We start from the raw sequence: 25,489 nt of genomic DNA on the forward strand, positions 1-25,489 counted from the left end.
CGCAGTGTCCGGTGCTCCGCCGTTCGCCACGCTGTCAACTCGCGATGATTGGTCGTCCGATGTCCTCGCCGCTCACGTCCCGGCTGCCCCTCGCCCGACACCAGGTCGACCGCGACTACCTCACGCGAGAGAAACCCGACGCGATCCCCGAGCTCCTCGCGGAGCAGGGCACGCGCGTGCTCCCCGTGTGGGGCACCCGCCTGCTGATGGCGGGCGGCGACCGTCTCGCCCTCCTGCCCCCGAGCGAGGTCCCCGAGGCGGCCGGTTACCTCTACCTCGGACGGTCGCTCGACCCCGACGCGGCCGAGCCCGTGGGCACGCCCCTGGTCGCGGCCCTGCTCGACGACGAGGCCTCGGCCCGGCTGTCGGCGACCGACGACGACTGGGGCAGCGTCCGCATGTTCGGCACCCGGCTGAGCGACCGGGACGCCGGCCTGGCCGTCGAGGCCGTGGCGCTCGCGAACTGGCACGACTCGCACCGGTTCTCGCCCCGTACCGGCCGTCCCCTCGTCCGCGACAAGGCCGGGTGGGTCGGTCGCGACGCCGACGACGGCCACGAGGTCTTCCCCCGGACCGACCCGGCGATCATCGTGGGCGTCACCGACGCCGAGGACCGCCTCCTGCTCGGCTCGAACGCGCTGTGGGAGTCCAACCGCTGGTCGCTGCTGGCGGGCTTCGTCGAGCCGGGCGAGTCCCTCGAGCACGCGGTCCAGCGCGAGATCTTCGAGGAGAGCGGCGTCAAGGTCGTCGACCCGCGCTACGTGGGGTCGCAGCCCTGGCCGTTCCCCGCCAGCCTCATGCTCGGCTTCACGGCGCGCGTCGACGTCGACGACCCGGGCACCCTCGAGCCCGACGGCGCCGAGATCCTCGACCTGCGCTGGTTCAGCCGCGACGAGCTGGCCGCCTCGCTCGGCGAGGTCCTCCTGCCCGGCCGCACCTCCATCGCACGCGCCATCATCGAGGACTGGTTCGGCGCCGAGCTCGACCAGTGAGCGACGCCGCGTCGCTCATCGCGGGCCTCGACGAGCAGCAGCGCGAGGCGGCCAGGCGACTGCTCGGCCCCGTCTGCCTGCTGGCGGGGGCCGGCACGGGCAAGACCAGGGCGATCACCCACCGGATCGCCTACGGGGTCGCCACCGGCGTGTACGCGCCCGGGCGCGTGATGGCCCTGACGTTCACGTCGCGTGCTGCTGCCGAGCTCCGGGGGCGCCTCCGCCAGCTCGGTGCGGGCGGGGTCTCTGCTCGCACCTTCCACGCCTCAGCGCTGTCGCAGCTGTCGTACTTCTGGCCCCAGACGATGGGCGGGCAGATGCCGCGGCTGATCGACAGCAAGGGGAAGCTCCTGGCGCACGCGGCCGAGCGTGTGGGCCTGAAGCTGGACACGGCGTCGCTGCGCGACACGGCGGGTGAGATCGAGTGGCGCAAGGTGTCGCGGCTGACGGTGGAGCAGTACGCCGTGAAGGCGCACTCGCGGAACCTGCCGCAGGCGCTCACCGTCGAGAAGGCCGTCGATCTGCACCGTGCCTACGAGGACATCAAGGACGAGCGCCGGCAGCTCGACTTCGAGGACGTCCTCCTGGCGACCGTCGGCATGATGCAGCTCGAGCCCCGCGTCGCGCAGCAGGTCCGTGAGCAGTACCGCTTCTTCGTCGTCGACGAGTACCAGGACGTCTCCCCGCTGCAGCAGGAGCTGCTCGAGCTCTGGCTCGGCGACCGCAACGACCTCTGCGTCGTGGGCGACGCCAGCCAGACGATCTACTCGTTCGCCGGGGCGTCGGCCGACTACCTCCTGGGCTTCGGCTCGCGCTACGACGACGCGACCGTGGTCCGGCTCGAGCAGAACTACCGGTCGTCGCGCCAGATCGTCGACACGGCGAACCAGCTGATGCGGGGCCGGCCCGGCGCGCTGCACCTCCACCCGGCGGTCGAGTCGACGGGGCCGGTGCCGCCCGTCGTCCAGTACCCGACCGACATGGCCGAGGCCCGCGGCGTCGCGCAGACGATCGCCGACGAGATCCGCAGCGGGGTCGCGCCGGAGGAGATCGCGGTGCTCTACCGGGTCAACGTCCAGGCCGCGGCCCTCGAGCGCGCCCTGGCCGACGTGGGAGTCTCGACGCGGATCCACGGGGCCACCCGGTTCTTCGACCTCCGCGAGGTCAAGGAGGCGGTGATGATGCTCAAGGGAGCCTCGGTCAGCATCATCGGCGAGCCCCTCTTCAAGACGGTCAGCGACGTGCTGCGCTCCCTCGGCTGGACGCAGGAGGCGCCGGAGCAGCGAGGCGCCCTCCGCGACCGCTGGGAGTCGCTGAACGCCCTGATGGGCCTCGCCGAGGCCTCGCCGGAGGGGACGACCCTGGTGCAGTTCGTCGAGGAGCTGCTGGCGAGGCAGGCCGGGCAGCACGAGCCGACGATGGCCGCGGTCACCCTCGCCACGCTGCACTCGGCCAAGGGCCTCGAGTGGCGGAGCGTCTACCTGATCGGCCTCAGCGAGGGTCTCGTGCCGATCAGCTACGCCCAGGGCCTCGAGGCGATCGACGAAGAGCGTCGTCTGCTGTACGTCGGCATCACCCGGGCGCGGGAGCGACTGCGTCTCTCGTGGGCGCCGAGCGGCCAGGGCCGGGGCGGCGAGCGTCGACCGAGCCGGTTCCTGGAGGAGCTCCGCACCCGCAGCCGGGATGGGGCCGCACGACCGACGAGCTGACCTCGTAGGTGTCGAGGTCGATGCGGACGACCTCTGCCGGCGGGGAGCCGCCGACGCGGCGCTCGCCGTCGCCGTCGCCTCCGGCCGGGGACGTCGTCGCCGCGAGGACGCGGCGGACGGTCCGGACCGCGGCGTCCCGCAGGACGAGCAGGGGAGGCGCGGCGACGGGGAGCGCGGCCAGCTGCCCTGCGACGGCCGGCCACGCACGGTCGCGGTCGCCGTCGTGGAGGTGCAGGCACCGCGCACAGGCCGTGACCCCGGGGACGACGACCGGACCGACGCGGACCGAGCGGTCGCCGACGCGCACGAGGACGTGCGGCACGTCCCGGCGCAGCCACTCGGACACGACGACGGGGTCGAGGGCGAGGCCGCCGACGACGACGCCGACCTGCTGCCGCGCCCCGTCGACCCGACCCGGCGTCGAGGCGGCCGAGGCGGCCGACTCGCCGTCCTCGAGGAGCACGCCGAGGCCGCAGGACTCGAGCAGGCGCCCCACCTCGTCGGCCAGGGCACCGCGCCCCGCGAGCCGGACGACCGGGCGGGGCGTGAGGGCGAGCTGTGCCGAGGGGCCAGGGAGGAGGACGGGCCCGAGCCGCCTCACCAGGTCGTCGGCCTCGGACCTGTCGCAGCCCACCTGGACCACCACCGCCGAGATGCCGCCAGCCCCGAGGCCGGCCGAGAGGGCGGCCAGGAACTCCGCCTGCCCCGCCGTGACGCGGTCGACGACAGCGTGCACGTGCTCCACCCCGATCTGGAGCGACGACGGATCACGCCAGACGACGGGAGCACGGGCAGGGAGACGGAGCGGCGAGGAGCGGGGCACCTGACGAGACTGGACCACGCCGTCCGGCCCCGCGGGGTTGTCCACAGGAGCTCGGGGGCCGTCGTGGACCTCAGGGGGCGGGGGAGGAGCCGGGCTCGTCGGCCGAGCCGTCCTCAGCCTCGCGGGGACGGTCGTCGCTGGTGTCGTTCAGCAGGTCCTCGATGGCCTGGTCGACGTCGTCGAAGGCCGGCTCGTCCGACGTGAGCCGGGCGATAAGCGCCTGCGGGTCGTCGACGTCCGCGCTGGTGGGCACGATGTCGGGGTGCGACCAGAGAGCGTCGCGCTGCTCGGCGCCCACCGCCTCCGAGACGGCCGACCACATGGCCGCGGCCTCGCGCAGTCGACGGGGTCGCAGCTCGAGTCCCACGAGCGTGGAGAACGCGGACTCGGCCGGCCCGCCTGCGGCCCGGCGACGGCGCACCGTTTCGGCGATCGCGGCGGAGCGGGGGAGGCGCGCGGTGGCCTGGGCGGTGACCACGTCGACCCAGCCCTCGATCAGGGCGAGGGTCGTCTCGAGCCGGCCGAGCGCGGCGAGCTGCTCGTCGGTCTTCGGGGGGATCAGCGCACCGCTCGCCAGCGCGTCGCGCAGCTCGCCCGGGTCGGAGGGGTCGAAGTCGACCGCCAGCTCCTCGAGCCGGGCGGTGTCGATGCGGATGCCCTGGGCGAACTCGCGGATCGACGAGATGAGGTGGAGGCGGAGCCACCGAGCGTGCCGGAACAGCCGGGCGTGGGCGAGCTCCCGCACCGCGAGGTAGAGCTGCACCTGGTCGGTCTCGATGTCGAGGCCCTCGCCGAAGGCGGCGACGTTCTGCGGCACGAGCGCGGCCTGCTGGTCGTCGAGGAGGGGGATGCCGACGTCGCCGCCGGACACGACCTCGGTCGAGAGCTGGCCCACGACCTGGCCGAGCTGCATGGCGAACAGCGTGCCGCCGACGCTGCGCATCACCTGGCTGGCACCGGCGAGCAGCTGCTGCATCTCTTCCGGGGCCTGCTCTCGGAGGACGTTCGTGAGCGAGTCGGCGATGGACTCGGCGACCGGCTCGGCGAGCTGGGTCCACACCGGCATCGAGAGCCGTGCCCACTCGGCGCGCGTGAGGAGGCGAGGCGCCACCGTGAGCTCGGAGACGAAGGTGACGTCGTCGAGCCAGAGGGCCGCGACGTGGAACGCCTGCTCGAGGGCCCGCTCGTCGGCCGGGCTGGTCGCGACGGCGGACTGCGTGCCCACCGAGGCGGCCTGGTCGGTCGCGACCGACCAGTCGATGCCGTCGCCGCTGCGGGCGACGGCGGACTGCAGCTGGCTCATCAGCTGGGCCACGAAGGCCGGGTCGTTCGGCAGCCCCGCGGCACCCGCGAGCTGCGACGGATCGATCTCGGAGTCGCCGGACAGGAACTGGCGGAGCATGTCGCGGAACTCGTCCTCAGGCTCGCGCTGCGGATCATCGGTCATGGTGGCTACGCTAGCTCGTGGCCCCAGGAACAGCCTGGATCCCGGCCGATGCCCCAGGGTCCTTCGCTGCGCCCGTGGCGAACAGCGAGAGGAACACCCGTGGCCTTGTTCACGCCCCCGACCCGAGCCGCCACGGCCGGTCGCCGTTCCGGCCGTCTGGGCTGGTCCCTCCTCGGCGTCGCGCTCGTCTCCGGCCTCGCGCTCACCTTCATCCCGTCGCCGTACCTGATCGAGCAGCCCGGCCCCGTCTTCGACACCCTGGGCACCGCCGAGTACGAGGGCGAGGACGCCCCCCTGATCACCGTCGACGGTGCGGAGACCTACCCCACGGCGGGCTCCCTCGACCTCCTCACCGTGAGCGTCCAGGGCAACGAGTCCGTCCGCCCGAGCTGGATCGAGGTCGTCGGCTCCTGGTTCTCCCCGAGCCGGGCCGTCGTGCCGGTCGAGGCGATCTACCCCTCCGGCGTCTCGAACGAGCAGGTCGACGAGCAGAACGCCGTCGACATGCAGAACTCCCAGAAGTCCGCCGTCGCGGCCGCCCTGGTGCACGAGGGGTACCAGGTCCCCAGCACGGTGTCGGTGAGCCAGGTCTCGCCCGGCGGTCCGTCCGAGGGCGTGCTCGAGGAGGGCGACGTGCTCGTGAGCGTCAACGGGCAGGACCTGACGACGAACGGCGACGTCGACGCCCTGCGCTCGATCGTGGCCGACAACGGGGCCACGTCCCCGGCGGAGGTGGTGGTCGAGAGGTCGGGGCAGCGCGAGACCGAGCGGATCACGCCCCAGGAGGTGCAGGGCACCTCCTTGCTGGGGGTCGGGGTGAGCGTCGACTACACGTTCCCCTTCGACGTCACCCTGCGCCTCGACAAGGTGGGCGGCCCCAGCGCCGGAATGATGTTCGCCCTCGGCATCATCGACAAGACGACGCCCGGCGAGCTCAACGGCGGCGAGCGGGTCGCGGGCACGGGCACGATCACCGCCTCCGGCACGGTCGGCCCGATCGGCGGCATCCGCCAGAAGCTCTACGGCGCGCTCGACGCGGGCGCCACCGTCTTCCTCGCGCCCCGCTCGAACTGCGACGAGGTCGTCGGCCACGTGCCCGACGGGCTCGACGTCTACTCGGTCGCGACGCTCGACGACGCCGTGACGGCGCTCGAGACCGTGGCCGACGGAGGCGACACCGGGGCCCTGCCCACCTGCTCGGCACAGTAGGCACGAGGAGGCGCGTCCAGCTCCCTCTTGGACGTGTCGAGGACGATGGGCGGGCTCGCAGCCTGTTCGGGAGCGGCCCCCGTAGGATGGCCGTCCACGTCCCCTGATCCAGGAGCAACCACTTGACGTCACCTGCATCGTCGCGACCCGTACGACGCTCGCCCCGATTGCCCGTCCTGGTGACGGTGGCGGTCCTCGCCGCCCTGGTCATCGCCTTCTTCATCTTCTCGTCGCTGCTGACGGACTACCTCTGGTACGACCAGCTGGGCTTCGCCAACGTGCTGACGACCCAGTGGCTGGCCGGGGCGGCGATGTTCTTCGTCGGCTTCGTGGCCATGGCCGTGCCGGTGTGGGTGAGCATCGAGGTCGCGTTCCGGTTCCGGCCGGTCTACGCCAAGCTCAACTCGCAGCTCGACCGCTACCAGCAGGTCATCGAGCCGCTGCGCCGTGTCGTCGTCATCGGCGTCCCCGTGGTCCTCGGTCTGTTCGCCGGCATCGCCACGTCCACCAACTGGCAGACGACCCTCCAGTGGCTCAACCGGACGCCCTTCGGCCAGACCGACCCGCAGTTCGGCCTCGACGTGGGCTTCTACGTGTTCGAGCTGCCCTTCTACCAGGGCGTCGTCGGCTTCGCGTCGGCGGTCGTGCTGATCAGCGGCATCGCCGCGGTCGCCACGAGCTACCTGTACGGAGCGCTCCGCTTCTCGGGCCGCGACGTCCGCATCTCGCGGGTCGCGCGGATCCAGCTGGCTGTGACCGCCGCCGTCTACCTGCTGCTCCAGGGCGTCAGCCTGTGGCTCGACCAGTACGCCACGCTCTCCGACGGCACCAACAAGCTCATCACGGGTGCCACCTACACCGACGTCGCGGCCGGCATCCCCGGCAAGCAGATCCTCGCGCTCGCCGCGGCGGTCGTCGCCGTGCTGTTCGTCGTGACCGCGATCATCGGCCGCTGGCGCCTGTCGGTCATCGGCACCGCCGCGTTGATCATCATCAGCATCATCGTCGGCGGCATCTACCCGTGGATCGTGCAGCGCTTCCAGGTCGAGCCCAGCGAGCGCACCGTCGAGTCGACGTACATCGACCGCAACATCCAGGCCACCCGGGACGCGTACGGCGTCTCCGACGTCGAGGAGCAGCCGTACGACGCCGTGTCCGACGCCGAGGCGGGCGCCCTGGCGGGCGACGCGGTCACGACCGCGAACATCCGCATCATCGACCCGGCCCTCGTGACCGACGCCTTCGCCCAGCTGCAGCAGTACCGCCAGTACTACAGCTTCCCCGAGCAGCTCTCCGTGGACCGCTACACGATCGACGGAGCGACGCAGGACACGGTGATCGCCGTGCGCGAGCTCAACACCGACCAGCTCGGCAGCTCGGCCACGCCCTACAACACGACGTTCGTCTACACCCACGGCTACGGCGTCGTCGCGGCCTACGGCAACCAGCGCTCGGCCGACGGCCAGCCCGTGTTCCTCGAGTCGGGCATCCCCGTCAACGGCGCGCTCGGCGACGCTGACGAGTACGAGCCGCGGATCTACTTCGGCCAGGAGTCGCCCGCCTACTCGATCGTCGGCGGCGAGGGCGGCGACGACATCGAGCTCGACTACCCCTCGGGCAGCAACGACAACGGCACGAACCAGACGACGACCTTCAGCGGCGACGGCGGGCCCAAGCTCGACAGCGCCTTCAAGAAGCTCATCTACGCCATCAAGTTCCAGTCCGAGCAGGTCTTCCTGTCCGACGCCGTCAACGACGGCTCGCAGATCCTCTACGACCGTGACCCGGCGCAGCGGGTGCAGAAGGTGGCTCCGTACCTGACCATCGACAGCGCGCCCTACCCGGCTGTGGTCGACGGCAAGGTCAAGTGGATCGTCGACGCCTACACGACGACGCGCGAGTACCCGTACTCGAAGCCACAGGCCCTGTCCGACGCGATCGCCGACACCTACACCGAGCGTCCCGTCTACGCGTCGAACGAGATCAACTACATCCGCAACTCGGTCAAGGCGACGGTCGACGCCTACGACGGGTCGGTCGACCTCTTCGCCTGGGACACCGAGGACCCGATCCTCAAGACCTGGGAGAAGATCTTCCCGTCGACGGTCAGCCCGCTCAGCGACATGAGCGTCGAGCTCATGCAGCACGTCCGCTACCCGCAGGACATGTTCAAGGTGCAGCGCGCCATCCTCGGCACCTACCACGTCACCGACGCGGACTCGTTCTACTCGAGCGACGACGCGTGGGTCACGCCCAACGAGCCGACGAGCAACGCGGCCAGCCCGCCGTTGCAGCCGCCGTACTACCTGACGCTCCAGCTTCCCGACCAGGACCCGGCCTTCTCCATCTACTCGACGTACATCCCGCAGCAGTCGGGCGAGAACGCGAGGAACGTGCTGACCGGCTACCTGGCGGCCAACGCGGACGCCGGTTCGACACCGGGGGAGATCTCGGAGAACTACGGGAAGCTCTCGCTGCTGACCCTGCCCAAGACCGACACGGTGCCCGGCCCCGGACAGGTGCAGAACAACTTCAACACCGACACGGCGGTCGCGAACCAGCTGGCGCTCCTCACCCGGGGCGACACGAGCGTCGTGCGGGGCAACCTGCTCACGCTCCCCGTCGGCGGCGGCCTGCTCTACGTGCAGCCGATCTACGTGAAGTCGAACTCCGAGACGTCGTACCCCGTGCTGCAGAAGGTGCTGGTCTCGTTCGGCGAGAAGATCGCCTTCGAGGACACCCTGAACGGCGCGCTCGACTCGCTGTTCGGCGGCAACTCCGGGGCGGTGGCCGGAGACGACGCCGTGCCCGAGACGGACGACGGCACGTCGACGGACACTGGCGGCGACACGGGCACCGACTCGGGGACGACCGACCCGGGCACGGCGACGCCCGCTCCGGACGCGGGCACCGCCACGGGCAACTCGGCGCTGAACGCGGCCCTGGCCGACGCTCAGTCCGCGCTGGACGACCGTGCGGCGGCGTACGCGTCGAACGACCTGGTGGCGGCGGCGGAGGCCGACCAGCGCCTCCAGACCGCCCTCGAGGACGCGGTGGCCGCCAGCGGCCAGTGACGTCACGACCTGACGGCGACGGCCGCCTCTCGACTCGTCGAGGGGCGGCCGTCGCCGTCTCCGCAGGCGCTCTGCGGGTGACCAGGCTCGCCCGACAGCACCTCGCACGGCCTCGATTTGTGGAGCGTCAGTTGCCGTGATAAGTTTCTTCTCGTGCCGCGGGGTGGAGCAGTTCGGTAGCTCGCTGGGCTCATAACCCAGAGGTCGTAGGTTCAAATCCTGCCCCCGCAACCAACGCCGCACCACGACAGAAGCCCTGATCACTCGATCAGGGCTTCTGTCGTTCCCGGTGTCCGACCCTCCCGTGCCTGGCGCCCGGTGTGCCAGCATGTCCCTGTGCCAGGCCTCGCCGTCGTCGTCGCGCCCGACTCCTTCAAGGGGACCGCGGGCGCCGCCGCCGTGGCCGCCTCCGTCGCCGAGGGCTGGCGCTCCGTGCGGCCGGGCGACCACGTGACCGAGCTGCCCCTGGCCGACGGCGGGGAGGGCACCCTCGACGCCCTCGAGTCCGCGCTCCCGACCTGCACACGTCACGAGGTCGTCGTGCCCGGCCCCGACGGTCGGGCCGTCACCGCGTCCTGGCTGATGCTCCCCGACGGCACGGCCGTGGCGGAGCTCGCGTCGTCGAGCGGCCTCGGGCTGATGTCGGCACCCGCGCCCTACGACGCCCACACGCGCGGCCTCGGCCGGGTGCTCGCCGACGCGCTCGACGCAGGTGCACAGCGCCTCGTCGTCGGGCTGGGCGGCAGCGCGTCGACCGACGGGGGCGCCGGGCTCCTCACGGAGCTCGGCGCGCGCCTCCTCGACTCCCTGGGCGAGCCCGTGGTCGACGGGTCGCACGGGCTGGCCGCGGCCGTGCGGGTCGACCTGTCCGGTCTCCGGCCCCTGCCCGCGGGCGGTGTCGAGATCTGGTCCGACGTGACGGCGCCGTTGCTGGGACCGCGCGGCGCTGCTGCTGTGTTCGGTCCACAGAAGGGCGCCACTGCCGACGACGTCCTCGCCCTCGAGCGCGCGCTCGAGGGCTTCGCCGTGCTGGTCGACGCCGATCCGTCGAGGCCGGGCGCCGGGGCCGCGGGCGGGACGGGCTTCGGGCTCCTCGTCTGGGGCGCGACCGTCGTCTCCGGCGCGGAGGCCGTCGCGGAGGCCGTGGGGCTCGACCGCCTGGTCGCCGAGGCCGACCTCGTCGTCACCGGGGAGGGGCGGTTCGACGAGCAGACGGCAGGAGGCAAGCTCGTCTCGTGGGTCGCCTCCTCGGCTCGTGCCCTCGACGTGCCGGTCGCCCTGGTGGCCGGCCAGGTGGCAGCGGACCCGGCCGGGTTCGTGGACGTCGTCGACACGTCCGTCCTGGCCGGGGGAGCCGCCGCCTCGCGGGCGGAGCCGCAGCGGTGGCTCGCGAAGGCCGGCGCCGTGCTGGCCGAGCGCACCACGGCACGCAGCGACACGGCCGGCGCGGGCGACGCGGCCGGTGCGGCCGGCAAGACCCCGTGAGCCGAGGAGGCGCCCCGCTCGTGCCTCAGACGCGCAGGGCCGCCAGCTGACGAGCCGCCTGCTCGAGCACCTCCGCGCGCTTGCAGAACGCGAACCGGATGCGCGACGCGTGCTCGACCGCCGCCTCCTCGTGGCAGAAGGCGCTGACGGGGACGCCGACGACGCCGGCGAGCTCGGGCAGTCGCCGGCAGAGGTCGGCGGCGTCCGGGAAGCCGAGCGGGGCGGCGTCGGCGACGACGAAGTAGCCGCCGCGGGACGGCGCGACCGAGAAGCCGGCGGCGGCGAGGCCGTCAGCCAGCACGTCCCTCTTGCGCTGCAGGCCGGCGGCGAGCCCCGCGAACCACTCGTCGGGCATGCCCAGCCCCACGGCGATCGCGGGCTGGAAGACCGAGCCGTTCACGAACGTCAGGTACTGCTTGACCGTCATCACCTTCGACACGAGGTGCTCGGGGCCGGTGAGCCAGCCGATCTTCCAGCCCGTCGTGCTGAAGGTCTTCCCGCCGCTGGAGATGCTCAGCGTGCGCTCCGCGGCGCCCGGCAGGGTCGAGAGCGGCACGTGTGCGGCACCGTCGAAGAGCAGGTGCTCGTACACCTCGTCCGTGACGAGGACGGCGTCGTGGCGGCGCGCCAGGTCGACGACGAGCTGCCTCGTCGCCGCGTCGAGCACCGTCCCCGTCGGGTTGTGCGGGTCGTTCACGATCACGAGGGCCGTGCGGTCGGAGAACGCCGCGCGAAGCTCGGCGTGGTCCACCGCGAACTCGGCCCCGCGCATCGGGACGGTGCGGTGCACCCCGCCGGCGAGGCCGATCACGGCTCCGTAGGCGTCGTAGAACGGCTCGAGGGTGACGACCTCGTCACCGTCGTCGACGAGGGCGAGGACCGTCGCGGCCAGGGCCTCGGTGGCGCCGGCCGTGACGAGCACCTCGCGTCCCGGGTCGAGCTCGATGCCGTAGAAACGCCGCTGGTGCTCGGCGACGGCCTCGAGCAGCTCGGGCCTGCCGCGACCGGGCGGGTACTGGTTCAGGCCGGCGTCGAGGGCGGCGTGGGCGGCGTCGAGCACGACCCGGGGCCCGTCCTCGTCGGGGAACCCCTGGCCGAGGTTGATCGCCCCGGTGCGGGCCGCCAGCGCGGACATCTCGGCGAAGACGGTGGGCGCGGCGCGGCCGGCACCGTCGAGCAGCATCGCGCCGCGCGCGGCGCGTTCCCAGGGGGCAGGTGCAGTCATGGTGCTGTCACGGTACCCGCACGACCGGTCACCTCTGCGGGGGCAGGCCGACCCTCACCGGCGGACGCATAAGCTGACCGCAGCCCGCTCCCAGGCGGGTCTTATGCGCTGCACAGCTTGCGCGACCAGGCTGTCAGGGCTTGGAAGGAGCACACCCTCATGAACGAGACCCCCCGAGGCGCGGACGACCACGTCGGTCCCGACCACGACGCGACGAACGAGGCGCCGACGACCGGGGGCCCCGCCGAGGAGGCGCGGGCCGACCGACCGGACGCCGCAGGCCTTCCCGAGACGGCCGCCACCGCTCCGCGCGGGCAGGAGCCCCCGGTGACGTTCGGCGCACCGCCCCTGCCGGGCAGCACGCCGGGATCCCTCGCCGACGAGGCGGCCGCGCGCGCCGGCTCGGCCGACGGGCGCCCTGCCGCGCCCCAGCAGCCTGGGTCCTCCCAGCAGCCGGCGTCGTACCAGCAGCCCGCGGCCCACCAGCAGCAGCCGGCCTCGTACCAGCAGCCCGCGTCCTACCAGCAGCCTGCGTCGTACCAGCAGCCTGGTTCCTACCAGCAGCCCTCGTCGTACCAGCAGCCGGCGTCGTACCAGCAGCCCTCGTCGTACCAGCAGCCTGGTTCCTACCAGCAGCCCTCGTCGTACCAGCAGGCGCCGCAGTACGCGCAGGCGTCGTCGCAGCAGACGGACGCCTTCGGGCGGCCCGCCGCGGGCGGAGCTCCTCAGGGTGCCGCCTCCTGGGCGCCTCCCACCTCGACGACTAGGCGCCGCGGCGGCAAGGGCGTCCTCGCGGCCGCCCTCGCCGTCGGCCTGATCGCGGGCGGCGCGCTCGGCGGGGTCGTGGGAGGAGTGGTCGCCGACGGACGCGGCGGCACGACCGCCTCGAGCGGCCCGTCCCGTGAGCTCACGGTCAACGACTACGACGACGCCACGGCCATCACGGCCGTCGCGGCCAAGGCCACGCCGTCCGTCGTCACCATCAACGTCGCGAGCGGATCGTCGGGCGGCACGGGGTCGGGCGTCATCGTCTCCGACGACGGCTACATCGTCACCAACACGCACGTCGTCACCCTCGACGGCGCGAGCGCCTCCGGCACGGTGACCGTCACCCTCAGCGACGGCAACATCCTGCCCGCCGAGGTCGTGGGCCTCGACCCCACGGTCGACCTCGCCGTACTCAAGGTGGACGCCACGGGCCTGAAGCCCATCACGTTCGCCGACTCGTCCAAGCTCAACGTGGGCGACACCGCCGTGGCCATCGGGGCGCCCTTGGGGCTCTCGAACACCGTGACCGACGGCATCGTGTCGACCCTGAACCGCAGCATCACCGTCCAGTCCTCGGCCGCGCCGAGCGACGGCAGCGACCAGGGCGACCAGGGCGACAACAACGGCCAGGGCCCGTTCTCGTTCAACAACGGCGACGGGAGCACCCAGAACCAGGCGAGCAGCGTGATCTCGCTGCCCGTCATCCAGACGGACGCGTCGATCAACCCCGGCAACTCGGGCGGCGCGCTGCTCGACGCCAAGGGAGACCTGATCGGCCTGAACGTGGCGATCGCCAGCTCCGGCTCGTCCTCGGGCAGCATCGGCGTGGGCTTCTCCATCCCCTCCGCCCTCGTGCAGCGGGTCTCGAAGGAGATCATCGCGAACGGGAGCGCCACCCACGGCCTCCTCGGCGCGAGCGTCGACGACGCGGCCACGGCGCAGGGCGCCGACCGGGTCGGAGCGCTCATCGTCGAGATCAGCCAGGGAGGCGCGGCCCAGGAGGCCGGCCTGCGTGCCGGCGACGTGGTCACCGAGTTCAACGGCATCGCGGTCACGAGCCGCACCGACCTGACCGCCCAGGTCCGGTTCCTGACCGGGGGCGCCACGGCCGAGCTGACGTACGTGCGGGACGGCGCGGAGGCGACCGCCCAGGTGACCCTGGACACGCTCACGAGCTGACCTCGGGGACGACACGGCTCCTCCTCAGGGCGGACCAGGGCACCTGCTGCCCCGGCCCGCCCTGAGGCCTTGGTAGGCTCGGCAGGATCTCCGCGGGGCTCCGGTCTCGTCCGTCAGCGCGTCAGCGCCGCATCCCGAGGCACCTCCATGACCTTCCCCGACAGCCCGGCGCCCGGCGTGTCCTACGTCATGCCCGTGCTCAACGAGGAGCGAGAGATCCGTGCCGCGGTCGAGAGCCTCGTCGACCAGGACTACGAGGGGCCGTTCGAGGTCCTCCTGGCCCTCGGCCCGAGCGTCGACGGCACCAACGAGGTCGTCGCGGCGATGTCGGCCGCGGATCCCCGCATCCGCACCCTGCCGAACCCGGTCGGCTCCACGCCGGCGGGCCTGAACGTGGCCATCCGCGCCAGCGTGCACCCGATCACGGTGCGGGTCGACGCGCATTCGGTGCTCCCGCGGGACTACACGCGGCTGGCCGTCGCCGCGCTGCGCCGCAGCGGCGCCGACAACGTGGGCGGCATCATGCTGGCGGAGGGGCGCACGCCCTTCGAGAAGGCCGTGGCCCGCGCGTACGGCAGCCGGGTCGGGCTCGGCGGCACGCCCCACCACGTCGGAGGTGCGGAGGGGCCGACCGAGACGGCCTACCTGGGCGTCTTCCTGCGCCACCGCCTCCTCGAGGTCGGACTGTTCGACGAGGGCGTCAAGCGCGGCCAGGACTGGGAGCTCAACCGCCGCCTCCGCGCCACCGGGGGCACCGTCTGGTTCACGCCCGAGCTCGTGGTGACGTACCGTCCGCGACCCAGCCTCCGCAAGCTCGCCCGGCAGTTCGTCGCCACGGGGCTGTGGCGGGGCGAGCTCGCGCGGCGGTTCCCCAAGGCCAACACGCTCCGCTACCTCGTGCCGCCCGCGATGGTGGTGGGCGTCGCCCTGGGCGTGCTGGCCGGCCTGGTGGGCCTCGTCGGCGCGCTGACGGGGACGGCGGCGGCCTGGGCGCTGCTCGGGCTCGTCGTGCCGGGTCTCTACGTCGCGTTCGTGGTGCTGGCCGCCGTCCTCGTGGCCCGGGGCGACGGTCTCCGCACGCGGCTGTGGTTTCTCGTAGTCTTGCCTTCCATCCACTTCGGCTGGGGGCTCGGCTTCGTGGCGGGGTTCCTCGACCTGACGGGGAACATCACCGCGCACACGGGAAGATAGCCTCACGCCATGACCGCGCTGCCCACGCGTCCCACGTCCATCGCCGAGCTGCGACGGGTGGCCCAGCCGCCCGAGGTCCGCAGCCGTGCCAACGCCGAGCACTGGACGGCCTCGCTCTACCTGCGCGACGTCTCGCCCTACCTCACGTGGTGGCTGCTCAAGACGAGCGTCACCGCGAACGGCGTCACCGGGCTCATGATCCTCACGGGCTGGGCCACCGCCGCGGCGCTGCTCGTGCCCGGCATCGGCGGCGCGATGCTCGCCCTCGTCCTCGGCCAGCTGCAGATGCTGGTCGACTGCTGCGACGGCGAGGTCGCCCGGTGGCGGGGGACGAGCTCACCGGCCGGGGTGTTCCTCGACAAGGTCGGGCACTACTCGACCGAGGCCCTCATTCCCGTGGCGCTCGGGCTCCGGGCGGCCGGCTGGCCGTTCGACGTGCCCGCCGACTGGCTCTGGACGACGCTCGGCACGGCGCTCGCGCTCGTCATCGTCCTCAACAAGGCCCTCAACGACATGGTGCACGTGGCCCGGGCCAACGCCGGCCTGACCCGCCTCGAGGACAAGCGCGGCGGCGCGACCGTCCCCAGCGGGCGCCTCCTGTCGCGGCTCCGCTCCGCCGCCCGCTTCGTCCCGTTCCACCGGCTCTACCACTCCGTCGAGCTGACGATGCTCGCCTTCGTCGCCGCCCTCGTGGGGCTGGTCGTCGGCGAGCCCCTCGCGGACCGCGTGCTCGTGTCGCTGCTGCTGCCGTTGTCCGTGGTCGCCCTCGTGGGCCACTTCGTGGCCATCATGGCGTCGAAGAGGGTCCGCTCCTGAGCGGCGAGGCGGCTGGCTCGACACCTCGGGTCGGGGTCGTCAGCCTGACCCAGGGCCGCCGGCCCGACGACCTGCGCCGCGGCCTCGAGAGCGTCCTCGCGCAGGTCGGCGTCGAGGTCGACGTCGTGTGCGTCGGGAACGGCGGGGGCCCCGGCCCCGTGCCCGAGGGCGTGTCGGTCCTGACGCTCCCCGAGAACGTCGGCATCCCCGCGGGTCGCAACCGCGGCGCCGAGCGCGTGTCGGGCGAGTGGGTGTTCTTCCTCGACGACGACGCGAGCATCCCCTCCCCGACGTTCCTCGCCGACGCGATCGAGCTGATGCGGCACGAGGGCGACGTGGGGCTCGTCCAGCCCCGGGTCGTCGACGCCTCCGGGGCCACCTCGCCCCGCCGCTGGATCCCGCGGCTGCGCAAGGGCGACCCTGCGGTGTCGAGCGACGTCTTCTCGGTCTGGGAGGGCGCCACGGTGATGCCTCGCCGGGTCTTCGACGCCTGCGGGGGCTGGGGCGAGCCCTACTTCTACGCCCACGAGGGCATCGAGCTCGCGTGGCGGGTCTGGGCGCAGGGCCTCCGGGTCCGCTACGAGGGCAGACTCGTGGCGCACCACCCCGCGATCGACCCTGCGCGCCACGCCGAGTACCACCGGCTCAACGCCCGCAACCGGGTGTGGCTCGCCAAGCGGAACCTGCCGTGGCCGCTCGTCCCCGTGTACGTCGGCAGCTGGACGGCGGTGCAGGTGCTGCGCTGGGCCTCGACGCCGGCCCGCCTCGGGGCCTGGTTCGGCGGCTGGGCCGAGGGCTGGCGCACGTCTCCCGGTGGCCGTCGGTCCATCGGTTGGGTAACGGTCCTGCGCATGTCCAGGTCCGGCCGACCGCCGGTGATCTAGCCTGGGACACCCCGGTGCGCGACGGTCGTCGGGGACATCAGCACCACAGGAGGACCCTCCGTGCCCTTGAAACGGGATCTCTCGCTCGCCAGGGGACTGGCCTCGCGTGCCTGGAAGTCGCGGCGTCAGCGCCGGCAGCTCGAGCGTCTCGGCGACGACCGCCGGCGCCCGGCGCCCGGGACGGTCCGCGTCGCCGTCTACTTCGCGGACACGGCGGTCAACATGTACCAGATCAGGCAGTGGTACGCGCCGCTGGCCCATCTCGCCGAGACCGTCCCCGTCGCCATCGTCGCGCGCTCGCCCGGCGCCATGCTCGCCCTCCTGGAGGAGTCGCCCGTCCCCGTCGTCTACGCCCGTCAGGTCGTCGACCTCGAGGACTTCGTCGGGTCGCAGCCCCTGGCCATGACCCTGTACGTGAACCAGAACGCCAAGAACTTCCAGATGATGCGCTACGGGCGCATGTGGCACGTCTTCGTCAACCACGGCGAGAGCGACAAGATGTACATGACCACGAACCAGTTCAAGGCGTACGACTACGCCTTCATCGCGGGCGACGCCGCCCGGGCACGGCTCGAGGCCGCCCTCTGGGACTACGACCTCGACCGTCGTGCCGTGCCCATCGGCCGGCCCCAGGCCGACCACGCTGCGGGGACGCCCCCGTTCGAGCCGGACGACCGCATCGTCGTGCTCTACGCCCCGACCTGGGAGGGCGATCGCCCGGCGGCCACCTACGGGTCCATCGCGACACACGGCGTCCGTCTGGCCGAGGCGCTGCTGGCGTCGGGGCGCCACCGGCTCGTCTACCGCCCGCACCCTCGCAGCGGGGTGGTCGACCGTGACTACCGGCGCGCTCACGAGGCCGTCGTGGCGGCGATCGAGGCCGCGAACGCGGCGGCGCCCGGAGCAGGCCACATCTACGACACCAGTCCGCAGCTCGGCTGGCAGCTCACGACGGCGGACGTCGCGATCACCGACGTCTCGGCGATGATCTACGACCGCCTCGCGACGGGCAGGCCCCTCCTCGTGACGAGGCCGGCGTCCGCCGAGGCCGACGTCGACGAACGAGGCTACCTCGGGGCCGCCGAGTGGCTCGAGGCCGCGGAGGCCGGCGACGTCGTCGACGTGGTGGACCGCGTCCGTGACGACCCGGAGGCTCGTCGACGCCTCGAGCACTGGGTCCGCCGGTACTTCGGCGACACGACTCCCGGCGCCGCCACGAGGCGGTTCGAGGAGGCGGTGCTGCGGCTCGTCGAGCGGAGGGACGACTTCGCCCGGCGCGCCGATGCGGCGGATATCGACGCATCGGACACCGAGTCCTCGGGCGGCGAGACCGCCTCCTAGGCTCGGTCCTCGGCCGAGGGCAGAGGCATGCAGCGCTCGTGGCCGTGGCATCCAGGCGTCTGGAATCTGGCACCGCATCGCTGAGGGGCGTATCCATGAGGCATGCCCGATCCCTCGTCTCCCGCCGCCCTGCTCTTCGGTGAACGTGTCCGCGGCGAGCGTCAGCGCCTCGGGCTCAGCCAGGACGAGGTCGCCCACCTCGCGGGGATGAACGTGTCGAACTACGGCAAGATCGAGCGCGGCGTCGGCAACCCCGTCCTCCACACGATCGTGCGACTCGCGGCGGTGCTCGGCGTGGACCCGGCCGTGCTGGTCGGCGGCATGTCGGGCGACCACCTGCCGCCCGTGCTCGAGGCCTTCTCGGCTGCGGACTACGTGGCGGAGCGTCGCGCCCGCGCCGTCAGAAGCTGAACCGCCAGAGGTACTCCTCCCGGGACGGCCGGAACCACCGCACGACCGCGATCGAGCTCGCCACGAGCTCGGGGCCGATGACGCTCAGGGCCAGGGACTGCCCGGGGGCCAGGGTGCCGGTGCTCACGGGCACCAGGAGGCCGGAGCCGAGCAGGGTGACCCTCAGGGACGACACGGTCTCGCTGCCGTCGTTGACGAGGCGGACGATCCGCGGCCCGCGCGAGCGGTCGAGGCGGAAGGGGACGTTGTAGGCGGTGGGAGCTGTCACAGTCATGCCGTGACGGTAGGTCGGACCCCCGACCCTTCCCGCTCCGACCTGTGGACTGCTCCCTGTCGGGGGAGGAACGACCTCCCGCCGCACGACGACGCCGCGGCGGTCCGTCGGGCCGGCAGGTGCGTCAGGCGCCGAGCTCGACCGGGAAGGAGGCGGGAGCCGGTCCGAACGCGTCCCTCGCGCTCGCGACGACCTTGCGCCCCAGCAGGTGGTTTCCGGTGCCGCCGACGACCGCGCCGATCCCGAACGGGACGGCCCTGCCGAGGACCGTGGCGGTCTGCGACGCGGCGAAGCGCCGGACGAAGTGCTTGCGGACGGTGTCGGTCAGCCCGCTGATGGCCGTCTTGGGGAGCTTCTGCGTGACCAGCTCGCCCCAGAACGCGCTGCGGGCAGGGGCCGTGCCCAGCGCCTCCCCGGCGAACTGCCGGACGAGGGTGGCGCCGGGGGCGCCCATCATCATCGTCATGACGAGTGCCCGGGCGCGTTCCGGGTCGGTGACGGCGATGCCGTGCACCTCGGTGACGGACTGGGCGAACAGGGCGCTCGCCTCGAGGAACCCCGCGGTCTCCACCCCGGAGAGGGCGAGGGAGATGCCCCAGCCGACGCCGGGGATGACCGCGCTCGCCCCGACGGCCGCCCCGCCGGACGTGACGGCCGTCAGGTACTCGCGCTCGAGGATGCGGATGAGCTTGGCCGGGTCGGCCTTGCGGTGGCGGCGCCGCAGGGCCGCGACGTGCTTGACGACCACGGGCCGCTGGACGGCGAGGAGGCGGTCGAGACGACGCAGCCACGCCGAGTCGACGACCTGGCCGTCCTGCGACGCGGCCCGGTACGGCTCGGGAGACCCGGTGGCGGGATCGATGCGGACGATGTCGTCCTCGGCGGGACGGGGCAAGACGTGGCGATCGGGCATCACCGGATGCTACGCCGCGGGCCGGGGAGGATGATCGGAGGAGTAGCGGGCCAGGGCCTCGTCGAGCGGGCCGTCGAACACCAGCTCGCCCTTGTCGAGGTAGAGGCCCCGGGCGCAGAAGCGCTTGAGGTCGCGCTCGTTGTGCGACACGAGGAACAGCGTGCGGCCGTCGGCCAGCATCTGCTCGATCCGCCCGTAGCACTTCTCGCGGAACGCCTTGTCGCCCACCGCGAGGACCTCGTCGACGAGGATGACGGGCTCCTCGAGCCGGGAGATGACGGCGAACGCGATCCGGACCTTCATGCCGCTCGAGAGGTGCTTGTAGGGGGTGTCGACGAACGCGGCGATCTCGGCGAAGTCGATGATCTCGTCGAAGCGCTCGTCGATCTCGTCCCGGCGCATGCCGTGCAGGCCCGCTGTCAGGTACACGTTCTCGCGCACGGTGAGGTCGGCGACGAAGCCGCCGGTGATCTCGATGAGGGGGGCGACGCCTCCCGAGACCGAGACGGACCCCGTGTCGGGGAGGATGACCTCGGCCACGAGCTTGAGCAGCGTCGACTTGCCCTGCCCGTTGCGGCCCACGACCCCGATCGCCTCGCCCGCACGGACGTCGAACGAGACGTCGCGCAGGGCCCAGAACTCGCCGGGGCGGGACCGCCGGCTCGAGTCGGAGAAGAGGTCCTTGAAGGAGCGGCGTCCGCGGCGGTTGCGGCGGAACCGGATGCCGACGCCCTCGACGCGGATCACGGGCTGGTCGCCGGTGGGGGGAGTCATCAGATCTCCTTCAGCACGGCGCGCTCGCTGGCCCGGAACACCGTGAGGCCGACGGCGAGGAGGAGCAGGCACATGCCGCCTCCGACGAGGACCTCGAGCAGGTCGAGCTGCTCGGGGAAGAACGCGGACCGGTAGAGGCCGAAGATCCCGCTCAGCGGGTTGAAGGCCGCGAGGAGGTGCAGGCTCTCGGGCAGGTCGCGGGTGCCGTAGATGATCGGGGACGCGTAGAAGAGGAACCGGAGGGCGAGCTTGGTCGCGCGTTCGAGGTCGCGGAAGAACACGACCAGGGGGGCGACGATCAGCCCCACTCCGGCGACGAGCACGGTCTGCATGACCATGGCGAGGGGCAGGAACACCACCTGCCAGTGCAGCTCGGCTCGGCCGAGGACCGCGAACAGGGCGAGCACCGGCAGGCTCAGGGCGAACTCGATCCCCTTCGAGCCGACCAGGCGGAACACCCAGATCGTCCGGGGGATCTTCGTCGACCGCACCAGCTTCGCCTCGCGGATGAACGCCCGGGTGCTGTCGGAGACCGCTCCGTTGAACCACATCCACGGGAGGAGCCCGCTCAGCAGGAAGACGATGTACGGGTCTTCGCCGACCGATCGCTGGAAGACCACCTGGAAGACGAAGAAGTAGATCCCCGCCATCACCAGCGGATCGAGGATCGACCAGACGTAGCCGAGCGCGGACGTCGAGTACCGGACCTTGAGGTCGCGGCTGGTCAGCAGCCACAGCGTCTGGCGGTAGCGGGAGGCCCCGGTGCGCCGGGGACGATCGGCCAGGGCTGTGCTCACGGGTGTCCTCGGTCTCGGGGGACATCCCGGCCGACGGGGCGGGCCCCGGTCACACGAAGAGGTTCGCGCGCTCCAGGTCCTCGGCGAAGTCGACCTCGACGGCGTAGAGGTCGGAGATGTCCACGGGCTCAAAGAGTAGCCCGTTCTGCTCGATGGCCAGTTCGATGCCGCGCTCGAAGTAGTCCTGCGCGTCGACCTTGGCGAGCTGGCGCATGAGGACGGCCTTGTCGGCCTTGGCGACGAAGTTGATGCCGACCGCCTCGCCCAGGCCGCCCACGACCTGCTTCGACAGCTGCGCGATGTAGCCCTCGGCGGTGGTCGTGTACTTGACCTCTTCGTCGGAGACCTTCGAGGTGTTGACGGCGACGAACGACTGCTCGTCGCGGACCTGACGCGCGGCACGGCGCAGCGCCTCGGGGTCGAACACGACGTCGCCGTTCATCCAGAGGACGCCGCCCGACGTGCTGGCACGCAGCGCGCGCAGCAGGCTCTTCGAGGTGTTCGTCTGGTCGTACTGCTCGTTGTAGACGAAGGAGGCGGTGGGGAACGCCTCGACGATGTGCTCGAACTTGTAGCCGACGACGACGGTGATGCGGGCGTCGGGCCCGAACGCCGACCGGATGTTGTCGAACTGCTGCTGCATGATGGTGCGGCCGTCGCTCAGCTCGGTGAGCGCCTTGGGCAGCGAACGACCGAGGCGGCTGCCGAGGCCGGCGGCCAGGATCACGATCTGGGGGGCGGTGCTGTCTGTCTTGCTCACGTCTGTCTCCTCGTGGGGCTGACTGTCTGCCTGTCGTTCCGTGCCGGCCGGTGGTGAGGGCCGTCACGGTGCGCCGCCTGGACCTCGGATCGGAGATCCGTGGGGCGGGCCCCGGGTCTGGACAGGTGTCGGTCGTGCTTCTGGGTCGTGCCCCGGGAGGTGCGGTCGGGCGCCTTCTGTGGCGCCCCTCCGTCTGGTGTTCGGGCGGCGTTCACCCTCGGGACTCGATGTGGACACGTCGTCGTGCTCGCCCAGACTACCGCGAGCGGTCGCTCAGCGGCAGGTGCTGGTCGAGGTCGTGTCCCTTTCGTGATCGTCCTCAGGGCGGGCGTGCCGGGCTCGCTCGCTTGGTACGGTGGTGCGATGGCTTCCGCGCGCGACGACCAGGAGGGTGCCCTGCACCCCGACGAGGCGACGCGCAGCGGCGGGGACGTGCTTCACCGGGGGGATCAGATGGACGACGAGGCGACGCCGACGGACGCACCGGAGGGGGTGGCGACGGTCGACGAGCCCGGCCAGGGCGCGACGGGCCAGCGAGAGCAGCCGGGACGCGAGCGGACCCCCTCCCGAGGAGGCGCGTCTCCCGCCCCGAGGGGCCCTCGGACCACGTCGGCCGGCCGCAAGCCCGCCTCGACCCGGACTGCTGCCGACCGGTCGGCAGCCGCCAAGAAGGCTGCCGCGACGCGGGCCGCGAACGCACGCGCCCGGGCGGCGGCCGCTGCCGCTGCGGCGGCCGAGGAAGCTGCCGCCGCCGAGGTCGCCGCCCAGGAGGCGGCCGTCGCCGAGGAGGCCGTGGCCGAGCTCGACGTCGTGCCCCCCGCCGAGGAGCAGGCCGTGGTCGAGTCCGACGACGACGACGAGAGCGTGCCGGGCGACGCCGTCGCCCTGCCGGCTGACGCCGATGGCCCGCCCGACGACGCGGAGCCCGTCCAGGACGACGACGACGTCGTCGCACTGGCGACCGCGCCCGACGAGCTGGCGGTCGAGACGGACGACGAGTCCGCGTCGGTCGACGCGGGCACGGACGACGACGAGCTGCCGGCCGTGGTCACGGACGACGCGACGGGCCCCCACGTGGCGACCGCGCCTCCTGCCGACGACGGGGAGCGCCCCGTGGTCCTCTCGATCAAGGGGATCGCGAAGAGGTACGGCAGCACGGTCGCCGTCGAGGGCGTCGACCTCGAGGTCCGGGCCGGCTCGTTCTACGGCATCGTCGGCCCCAACGGCGCGGGCAAGACGACCACCCTGTCGATCGTCACCGGGCTCCTGCGACCCGACGCGGGCACCGTCTCGGTGCTCGGCTCCGACGTGTGGGACGACCCTGCGGCCGCCAAGCGCGCCCTCGGCGTGCTGCCCGACCGCCTCCGGCTCTTCGACCGCCTCACGGGCGCCCAGCTCCTCTACTACTCCGCGACCCTCCGGGGGCTCGACGGGGCCACGGCCCGCAAGCGCTCGGCGGACCTGGCGGCCGCCTTCGGGCTGCAGGACGCGCTCGGCCGTCTCGTCGCCGACTACTCGGTCGGCATGACGAAGAAGATCGCCCTCGCGGCGGCCGTCATCCACTCGCCCCGCGTGCTCGTGCTGGACGAGCCGTTCGAGTCGGTCGACCCGGTGTCGGCGGCCACGGTGACGGACGTGCTCCAGCGCTACGTCGCCGGCGGCGGCACGGTGCTGCTGTCGAGCCACAGCATGGACCTCGTCGAGCGCATCTGCGACAGCGTCGCGGTGATCGTCGACGGCCACGTCCTCGCGAGCGGGACGGTCGACGAGGTCAGGGCCGGCCGTTCGCTCGAGCAGACGTTCGTCGAGCTGGCCGGCGGCCGAGCCGTCACGGAGGGCATGGAATGGTTGCAGAGCTTCTCCGACTGAGGCTCCAGACGATCGCGAACACCGTCCGGCACGAGCCGCGCCGGCTGCTCGTCACGGTCGTGTCGGTCCTCCTCGTCCTCGGCGCCTCCTTCGCCGTGTCCGCCCTCGCGGGCTCGCTGCGCGACGATCCGCTCAGCGACGTCCGCGCGCTCGTCGTCGGTGCCGGGGCGCTCGTCGTCGTCGCCTACAGCGTGCTGCCGTTCGCGCGGGTCCGTCCGCCGTGGAGCGACCCCCGCCGCCTGGCCGTCCTGGGCGTGCCCGAGGGGTCGGCCGCGGTCGGCCTGGCCCTCGGCGGTGCCGTCGGCCTGCCCGTGCTCGCCCTCGTCGCCGTCGCTCCCGGCTACGTGCGCTCGTGGGGCGAGGGGCAGGGCATCGCGTCGCTCGCCGTCCTGGCCGTCGTCCTCGCCGGCGCCACGGCCTACCTCGCGTCCCTGGTGGCGGCGACGATCAACAGCGTCGTCCTCACCACCCGCCGGGCTCGCCAGTTCCTCGTCGCGGGGGGCGTGGTGGTCGCGGTGCTGCTCGTGCCTCTCGTCATCGACCTGGTCCGTGCCACCCTCCCCGGCGGCAGGACGAGCGGGGTCGTCGCCGACGTGCTCGCCTGGACCCCGTTCGGCGCCGCCCTCGCCCTCCCGGGGCACGCGGCCGTCGGCGAGACGGGTCGGGTCGTCGCGGACCTCGTGGTCGCAGTCGTCACCCTCGTCGGCCTCTGGCTCGCGTGGCGGGCGCTCGTGGCCCGCGCGTTCGTCGACCAGCCCGAGCCGGACGTCGCGGACGACGCGGCCGGCCTCGGCTGGTTCGAGTTCGTCCGGGCGAGCCCGACCGGTGCCGTCGCGGGCCGGAGCCTGACCTACTGGATGAGGGACGCGCGCTACCGCATGTCCCTCGTCATCATCCCGATCCTGCCGCTGCTCGTCGTCCCGCTCGGCATCGCGGGGATCAGCTGGCACTGGCTCGCGCTCGTGCCGGTGCCGCTCATGTGCCTCATCCTCGGGTTCCTGCCGCACAACGACGTCGCGTACGACAGCACCGCCCTGTGGCTGCACGTCGCGGCCGGCACGGGGGGCCTCGCGGACCGCGTGGGCCGCCTCGCGCCTCCTCTGCTCATCGGGGTGCCGCTCGTCGTGCTCGGCTCGCTCGTCGCCACGTGGCTCTTCGGCGACCGGGGCGCCCTGCTGCCCGAGATCGGGGTGTCCGCCGGGTTGCTGCTGAGCGGCCTGGGGCTGTCGAGCGTCGTCTCGGCCGCGATGCCCTACGCGGCGGTGCGTCCGCACGACGACCCGTTCCAGCAGCCCCAGGCACACGGCAGCGCCTCGGTGACGGCCCAGGTCACGATGATCGGAGGGGCTGTCCTCGCGACGTCCCCGTCGCTCTGGTTCGCCGGCCGCTACCTGCTGCAGGGGCAGCAGGACGCCGACATGTGGTCGTTCGTCACGGGGCTCGCCGCGGGCGTCGTCGTGCTCGTCGTCGGCGTCGCGATCGGCTCGCGCACGTTCACCCGTCGTGCGCCCGAGCTGCTCGCCTTCACCCTGCGCAGCTGACGTACGA

General features: G+C 72.6%; 20 protein-coding genes, 1 tRNA gene and 1 pseudogene. 14 read left to right on the top strand and 8 right to left on the bottom strand.

Annotated features, from left to right (window positions below; translation table 11 throughout):
* The first annotated feature begins 59 nt into the window (after nt 1-59).
* Complete coding sequence (nudC, locus tag IFT77_RS09030; RefSeq protein ID WP_192169785.1) at nt 60-992, top strand: NAD(+) diphosphatase; 933 nt, start codon at nt 60-62, stop codon at nt 990-992.
* A complete protein-coding gene (locus IFT77_RS09035) occupies nt 989-2,701 on the top strand; it encodes a UvrD-helicase domain-containing protein (RefSeq protein ID WP_192041164.1) in 1,713 nt (570 codons plus the stop codon). Before nudC ends, IFT77_RS09035 begins: the two co-directional genes overlap by 4 nt.
* On the opposite strand, the pseudogene IFT77_RS17455 reads toward IFT77_RS09035, so the two are convergent.
* Both IFT77_RS17455 and IFT77_RS09040 read right to left on the bottom strand, forming a co-directional pair.
* Nucleotides 2,700-3,569: pseudogene (locus tag IFT77_RS17455) on the bottom strand (hypothetical protein); the annotation flags it as partial. The gene IFT77_RS09035 and the pseudogene IFT77_RS17455 overlap by 2 nt on opposite strands.
* A gap of 25 nt (nt 3,570-3,594) precedes the next feature.
* Nucleotides 3,595-4,971 (bottom strand): zinc-dependent metalloprotease, encoded by a 1,377-nt coding sequence (locus IFT77_RS09040; protein ID WP_192041165.1) that lies wholly within the window; start codon nt 4,969-4,971, stop codon nt 3,595-3,597.
* 99 nt (nt 4,972-5,070) lie between these two features.
* Between IFT77_RS09040 and IFT77_RS09045 the strand changes: the two genes are divergently transcribed.
* From IFT77_RS09045 to IFT77_RS09060, 4 genes are all read left to right on the top strand, one after another.
* Entirely contained in the window at nt 5,071-6,180 is a 1,110-nt protein-coding gene (locus tag IFT77_RS09045) for a PDZ domain-containing protein (RefSeq protein WP_371740999.1), read from the top strand.
* A 167-nt stretch (nt 6,181-6,347) separates the two neighbouring features.
* Nucleotides 6,348-9,254, top strand: a complete 2,907-nt coding sequence (locus IFT77_RS09050; protein WP_371741000.1) for a UPF0182 family protein — start codon at nt 6,348-6,350, stop codon at nt 9,252-9,254.
* 157 nt (nt 9,255-9,411) lie between these two features.
* Nucleotides 9,412-9,488 (top strand) — tRNA-Met (locus tag IFT77_RS09055).
* Between the two features lie 102 nt (nt 9,489-9,590).
* Nucleotides 9,591-10,739, top strand: coding sequence for a glycerate kinase (locus IFT77_RS09060; RefSeq protein ID WP_192169786.1), 1,149 nt, complete (start codon nt 9,591-9,593; stop codon nt 10,737-10,739).
* A gap of 25 nt (nt 10,740-10,764) precedes the next feature.
* On the opposite strand, the gene IFT77_RS09065 is transcribed toward IFT77_RS09060, so the two are convergent.
* The gene (locus IFT77_RS09065) at nt 10,765-11,964 is read right to left on the bottom strand and encodes an aminotransferase class I/II-fold pyridoxal phosphate-dependent enzyme (protein ID WP_192169787.1); all 1,200 of its coding nucleotides are present in this window, start codon (nt 11,962-11,964) and stop codon (nt 10,765-10,767) included.
* 159 nt (nt 11,965-12,123) lie between these two features.
* Here IFT77_RS09065 and IFT77_RS09070 point away from each other — a divergent pair, with 159 nt between their 5' ends.
* The 6 genes from IFT77_RS09070 to IFT77_RS09095 all read left to right on the top strand — a co-directional run bounded on the left by IFT77_RS09070 (nt 12,124) and on the right by IFT77_RS09095 (nt 18,554).
* On the top strand, nt 12,124-13,911 hold the full coding sequence (locus IFT77_RS09070) for a trypsin-like peptidase domain-containing protein (protein WP_244638611.1): 1,788 nt from the start codon (nt 12,124-12,126) through the stop codon (nt 13,909-13,911).
* A 147-nt stretch (nt 13,912-14,058) separates the two neighbouring features.
* Nucleotides 14,059-15,102: a glycosyltransferase family 2 protein gene (locus IFT77_RS09075; RefSeq protein ID WP_192169788.1), complete on the top strand. Its 1,044-nt coding sequence runs from the start codon at nt 14,059-14,061 to the stop codon at nt 15,100-15,102.
* Between the two features lie 9 nt (nt 15,103-15,111).
* On the top strand, nt 15,112-15,918 hold the full coding sequence (locus IFT77_RS09080; RefSeq protein WP_192169789.1) for a CDP-alcohol phosphatidyltransferase family protein: 807 nt from the start codon (nt 15,112-15,114) through the stop codon (nt 15,916-15,918).
* Nucleotides 15,915-16,802, top strand: coding sequence for a glycosyltransferase family 2 protein (locus IFT77_RS09085; protein WP_192169941.1), 888 nt, complete (start codon nt 15,915-15,917; stop codon nt 16,800-16,802). Before IFT77_RS09080 ends, IFT77_RS09085 begins: the two co-directional genes overlap by 4 nt.
* Nucleotides 16,803-16,862: 60 nt before the next feature.
* On the top strand, nt 16,863-18,143 hold the full coding sequence (locus IFT77_RS09090) for a CDP-glycerol glycerophosphotransferase family protein (RefSeq protein WP_371741001.1): 1,281 nt from the start codon (nt 16,863-16,865) through the stop codon (nt 18,141-18,143).
* Nucleotides 18,144-18,245: 102 nt separating this feature from the next.
* A complete protein-coding gene (locus tag IFT77_RS09095; protein ID WP_123548159.1) occupies nt 18,246-18,554 on the top strand; it encodes a helix-turn-helix domain-containing protein in 309 nt (102 codons plus the stop codon).
* On the opposite strand, the gene IFT77_RS09100 is transcribed toward IFT77_RS09095, so the two are convergent.
* The 5 genes from IFT77_RS09100 to IFT77_RS09120 all read right to left on the bottom strand — a co-directional run bounded on the left by IFT77_RS09100 (nt 18,544) and on the right by IFT77_RS09120 (nt 22,072).
* Entirely contained in the window at nt 18,544-18,828 is a 285-nt protein-coding gene (locus IFT77_RS09100; protein WP_192169790.1) for a hypothetical protein, read from the bottom strand. The genes IFT77_RS09095 and IFT77_RS09100 overlap by 11 nt on opposite strands.
* A 124-nt stretch (nt 18,829-18,952) precedes the next feature.
* Nucleotides 18,953-19,741: a hypothetical protein gene (locus tag IFT77_RS09105; protein ID WP_244638612.1), complete on the bottom strand. Its 789-nt coding sequence runs from the start codon at nt 19,739-19,741 to the stop codon at nt 18,953-18,955.
* Nucleotides 19,742-19,750: 9 nt separating this feature from the next.
* Complete coding sequence (locus IFT77_RS09110; RefSeq protein WP_192041174.1) at nt 19,751-20,515, bottom strand: ABC transporter ATP-binding protein; 765 nt, start codon at nt 20,513-20,515, stop codon at nt 19,751-19,753.
* Nucleotides 20,515-21,312, bottom strand: coding sequence for an ABC transporter permease (locus IFT77_RS09115; RefSeq protein ID WP_192169791.1), 798 nt, complete (start codon nt 21,310-21,312; stop codon nt 20,515-20,517). Before IFT77_RS09115 ends, IFT77_RS09110 begins: the two co-directional genes overlap by 1 nt.
* 49 nt (nt 21,313-21,361) lie before the next feature.
* Nucleotides 21,362-22,072: a phosphocholine cytidylyltransferase family protein gene (locus tag IFT77_RS09120; RefSeq protein WP_314102750.1), complete on the bottom strand. Its 711-nt coding sequence runs from the start codon at nt 22,070-22,072 to the stop codon at nt 21,362-21,364.
* 363 nt (nt 22,073-22,435) lie between these two features.
* Between IFT77_RS09120 and IFT77_RS09125 the strand changes: the two genes are divergently transcribed.
* Nucleotides 22,436-23,941 carry an ABC transporter ATP-binding protein gene (locus IFT77_RS09125; RefSeq protein WP_244638613.1) on the top strand — a complete coding sequence of 502 codons (1,506 nt, stop codon included), beginning with the start codon at nt 22,436-22,438 and terminating at the stop codon, nt 23,939-23,941.
* Entirely contained in the window at nt 23,917-25,482 is a 1,566-nt protein-coding gene (locus tag IFT77_RS09130; protein ID WP_192041176.1) for an ABC transporter permease, read from the top strand. Before IFT77_RS09125 ends, IFT77_RS09130 begins: the two co-directional genes overlap by 25 nt.
* Nucleotides 25,483-25,489: the final 7 nt, after the last annotated feature.

It is taken from the genome of Frigoribacterium sp. CFBP 13729, from assembly GCF_014841875.1.
Taxonomy (GTDB): Bacteria; Actinomycetota; Actinomycetes; order Actinomycetales; family Microbacteriaceae; genus Frigoribacterium.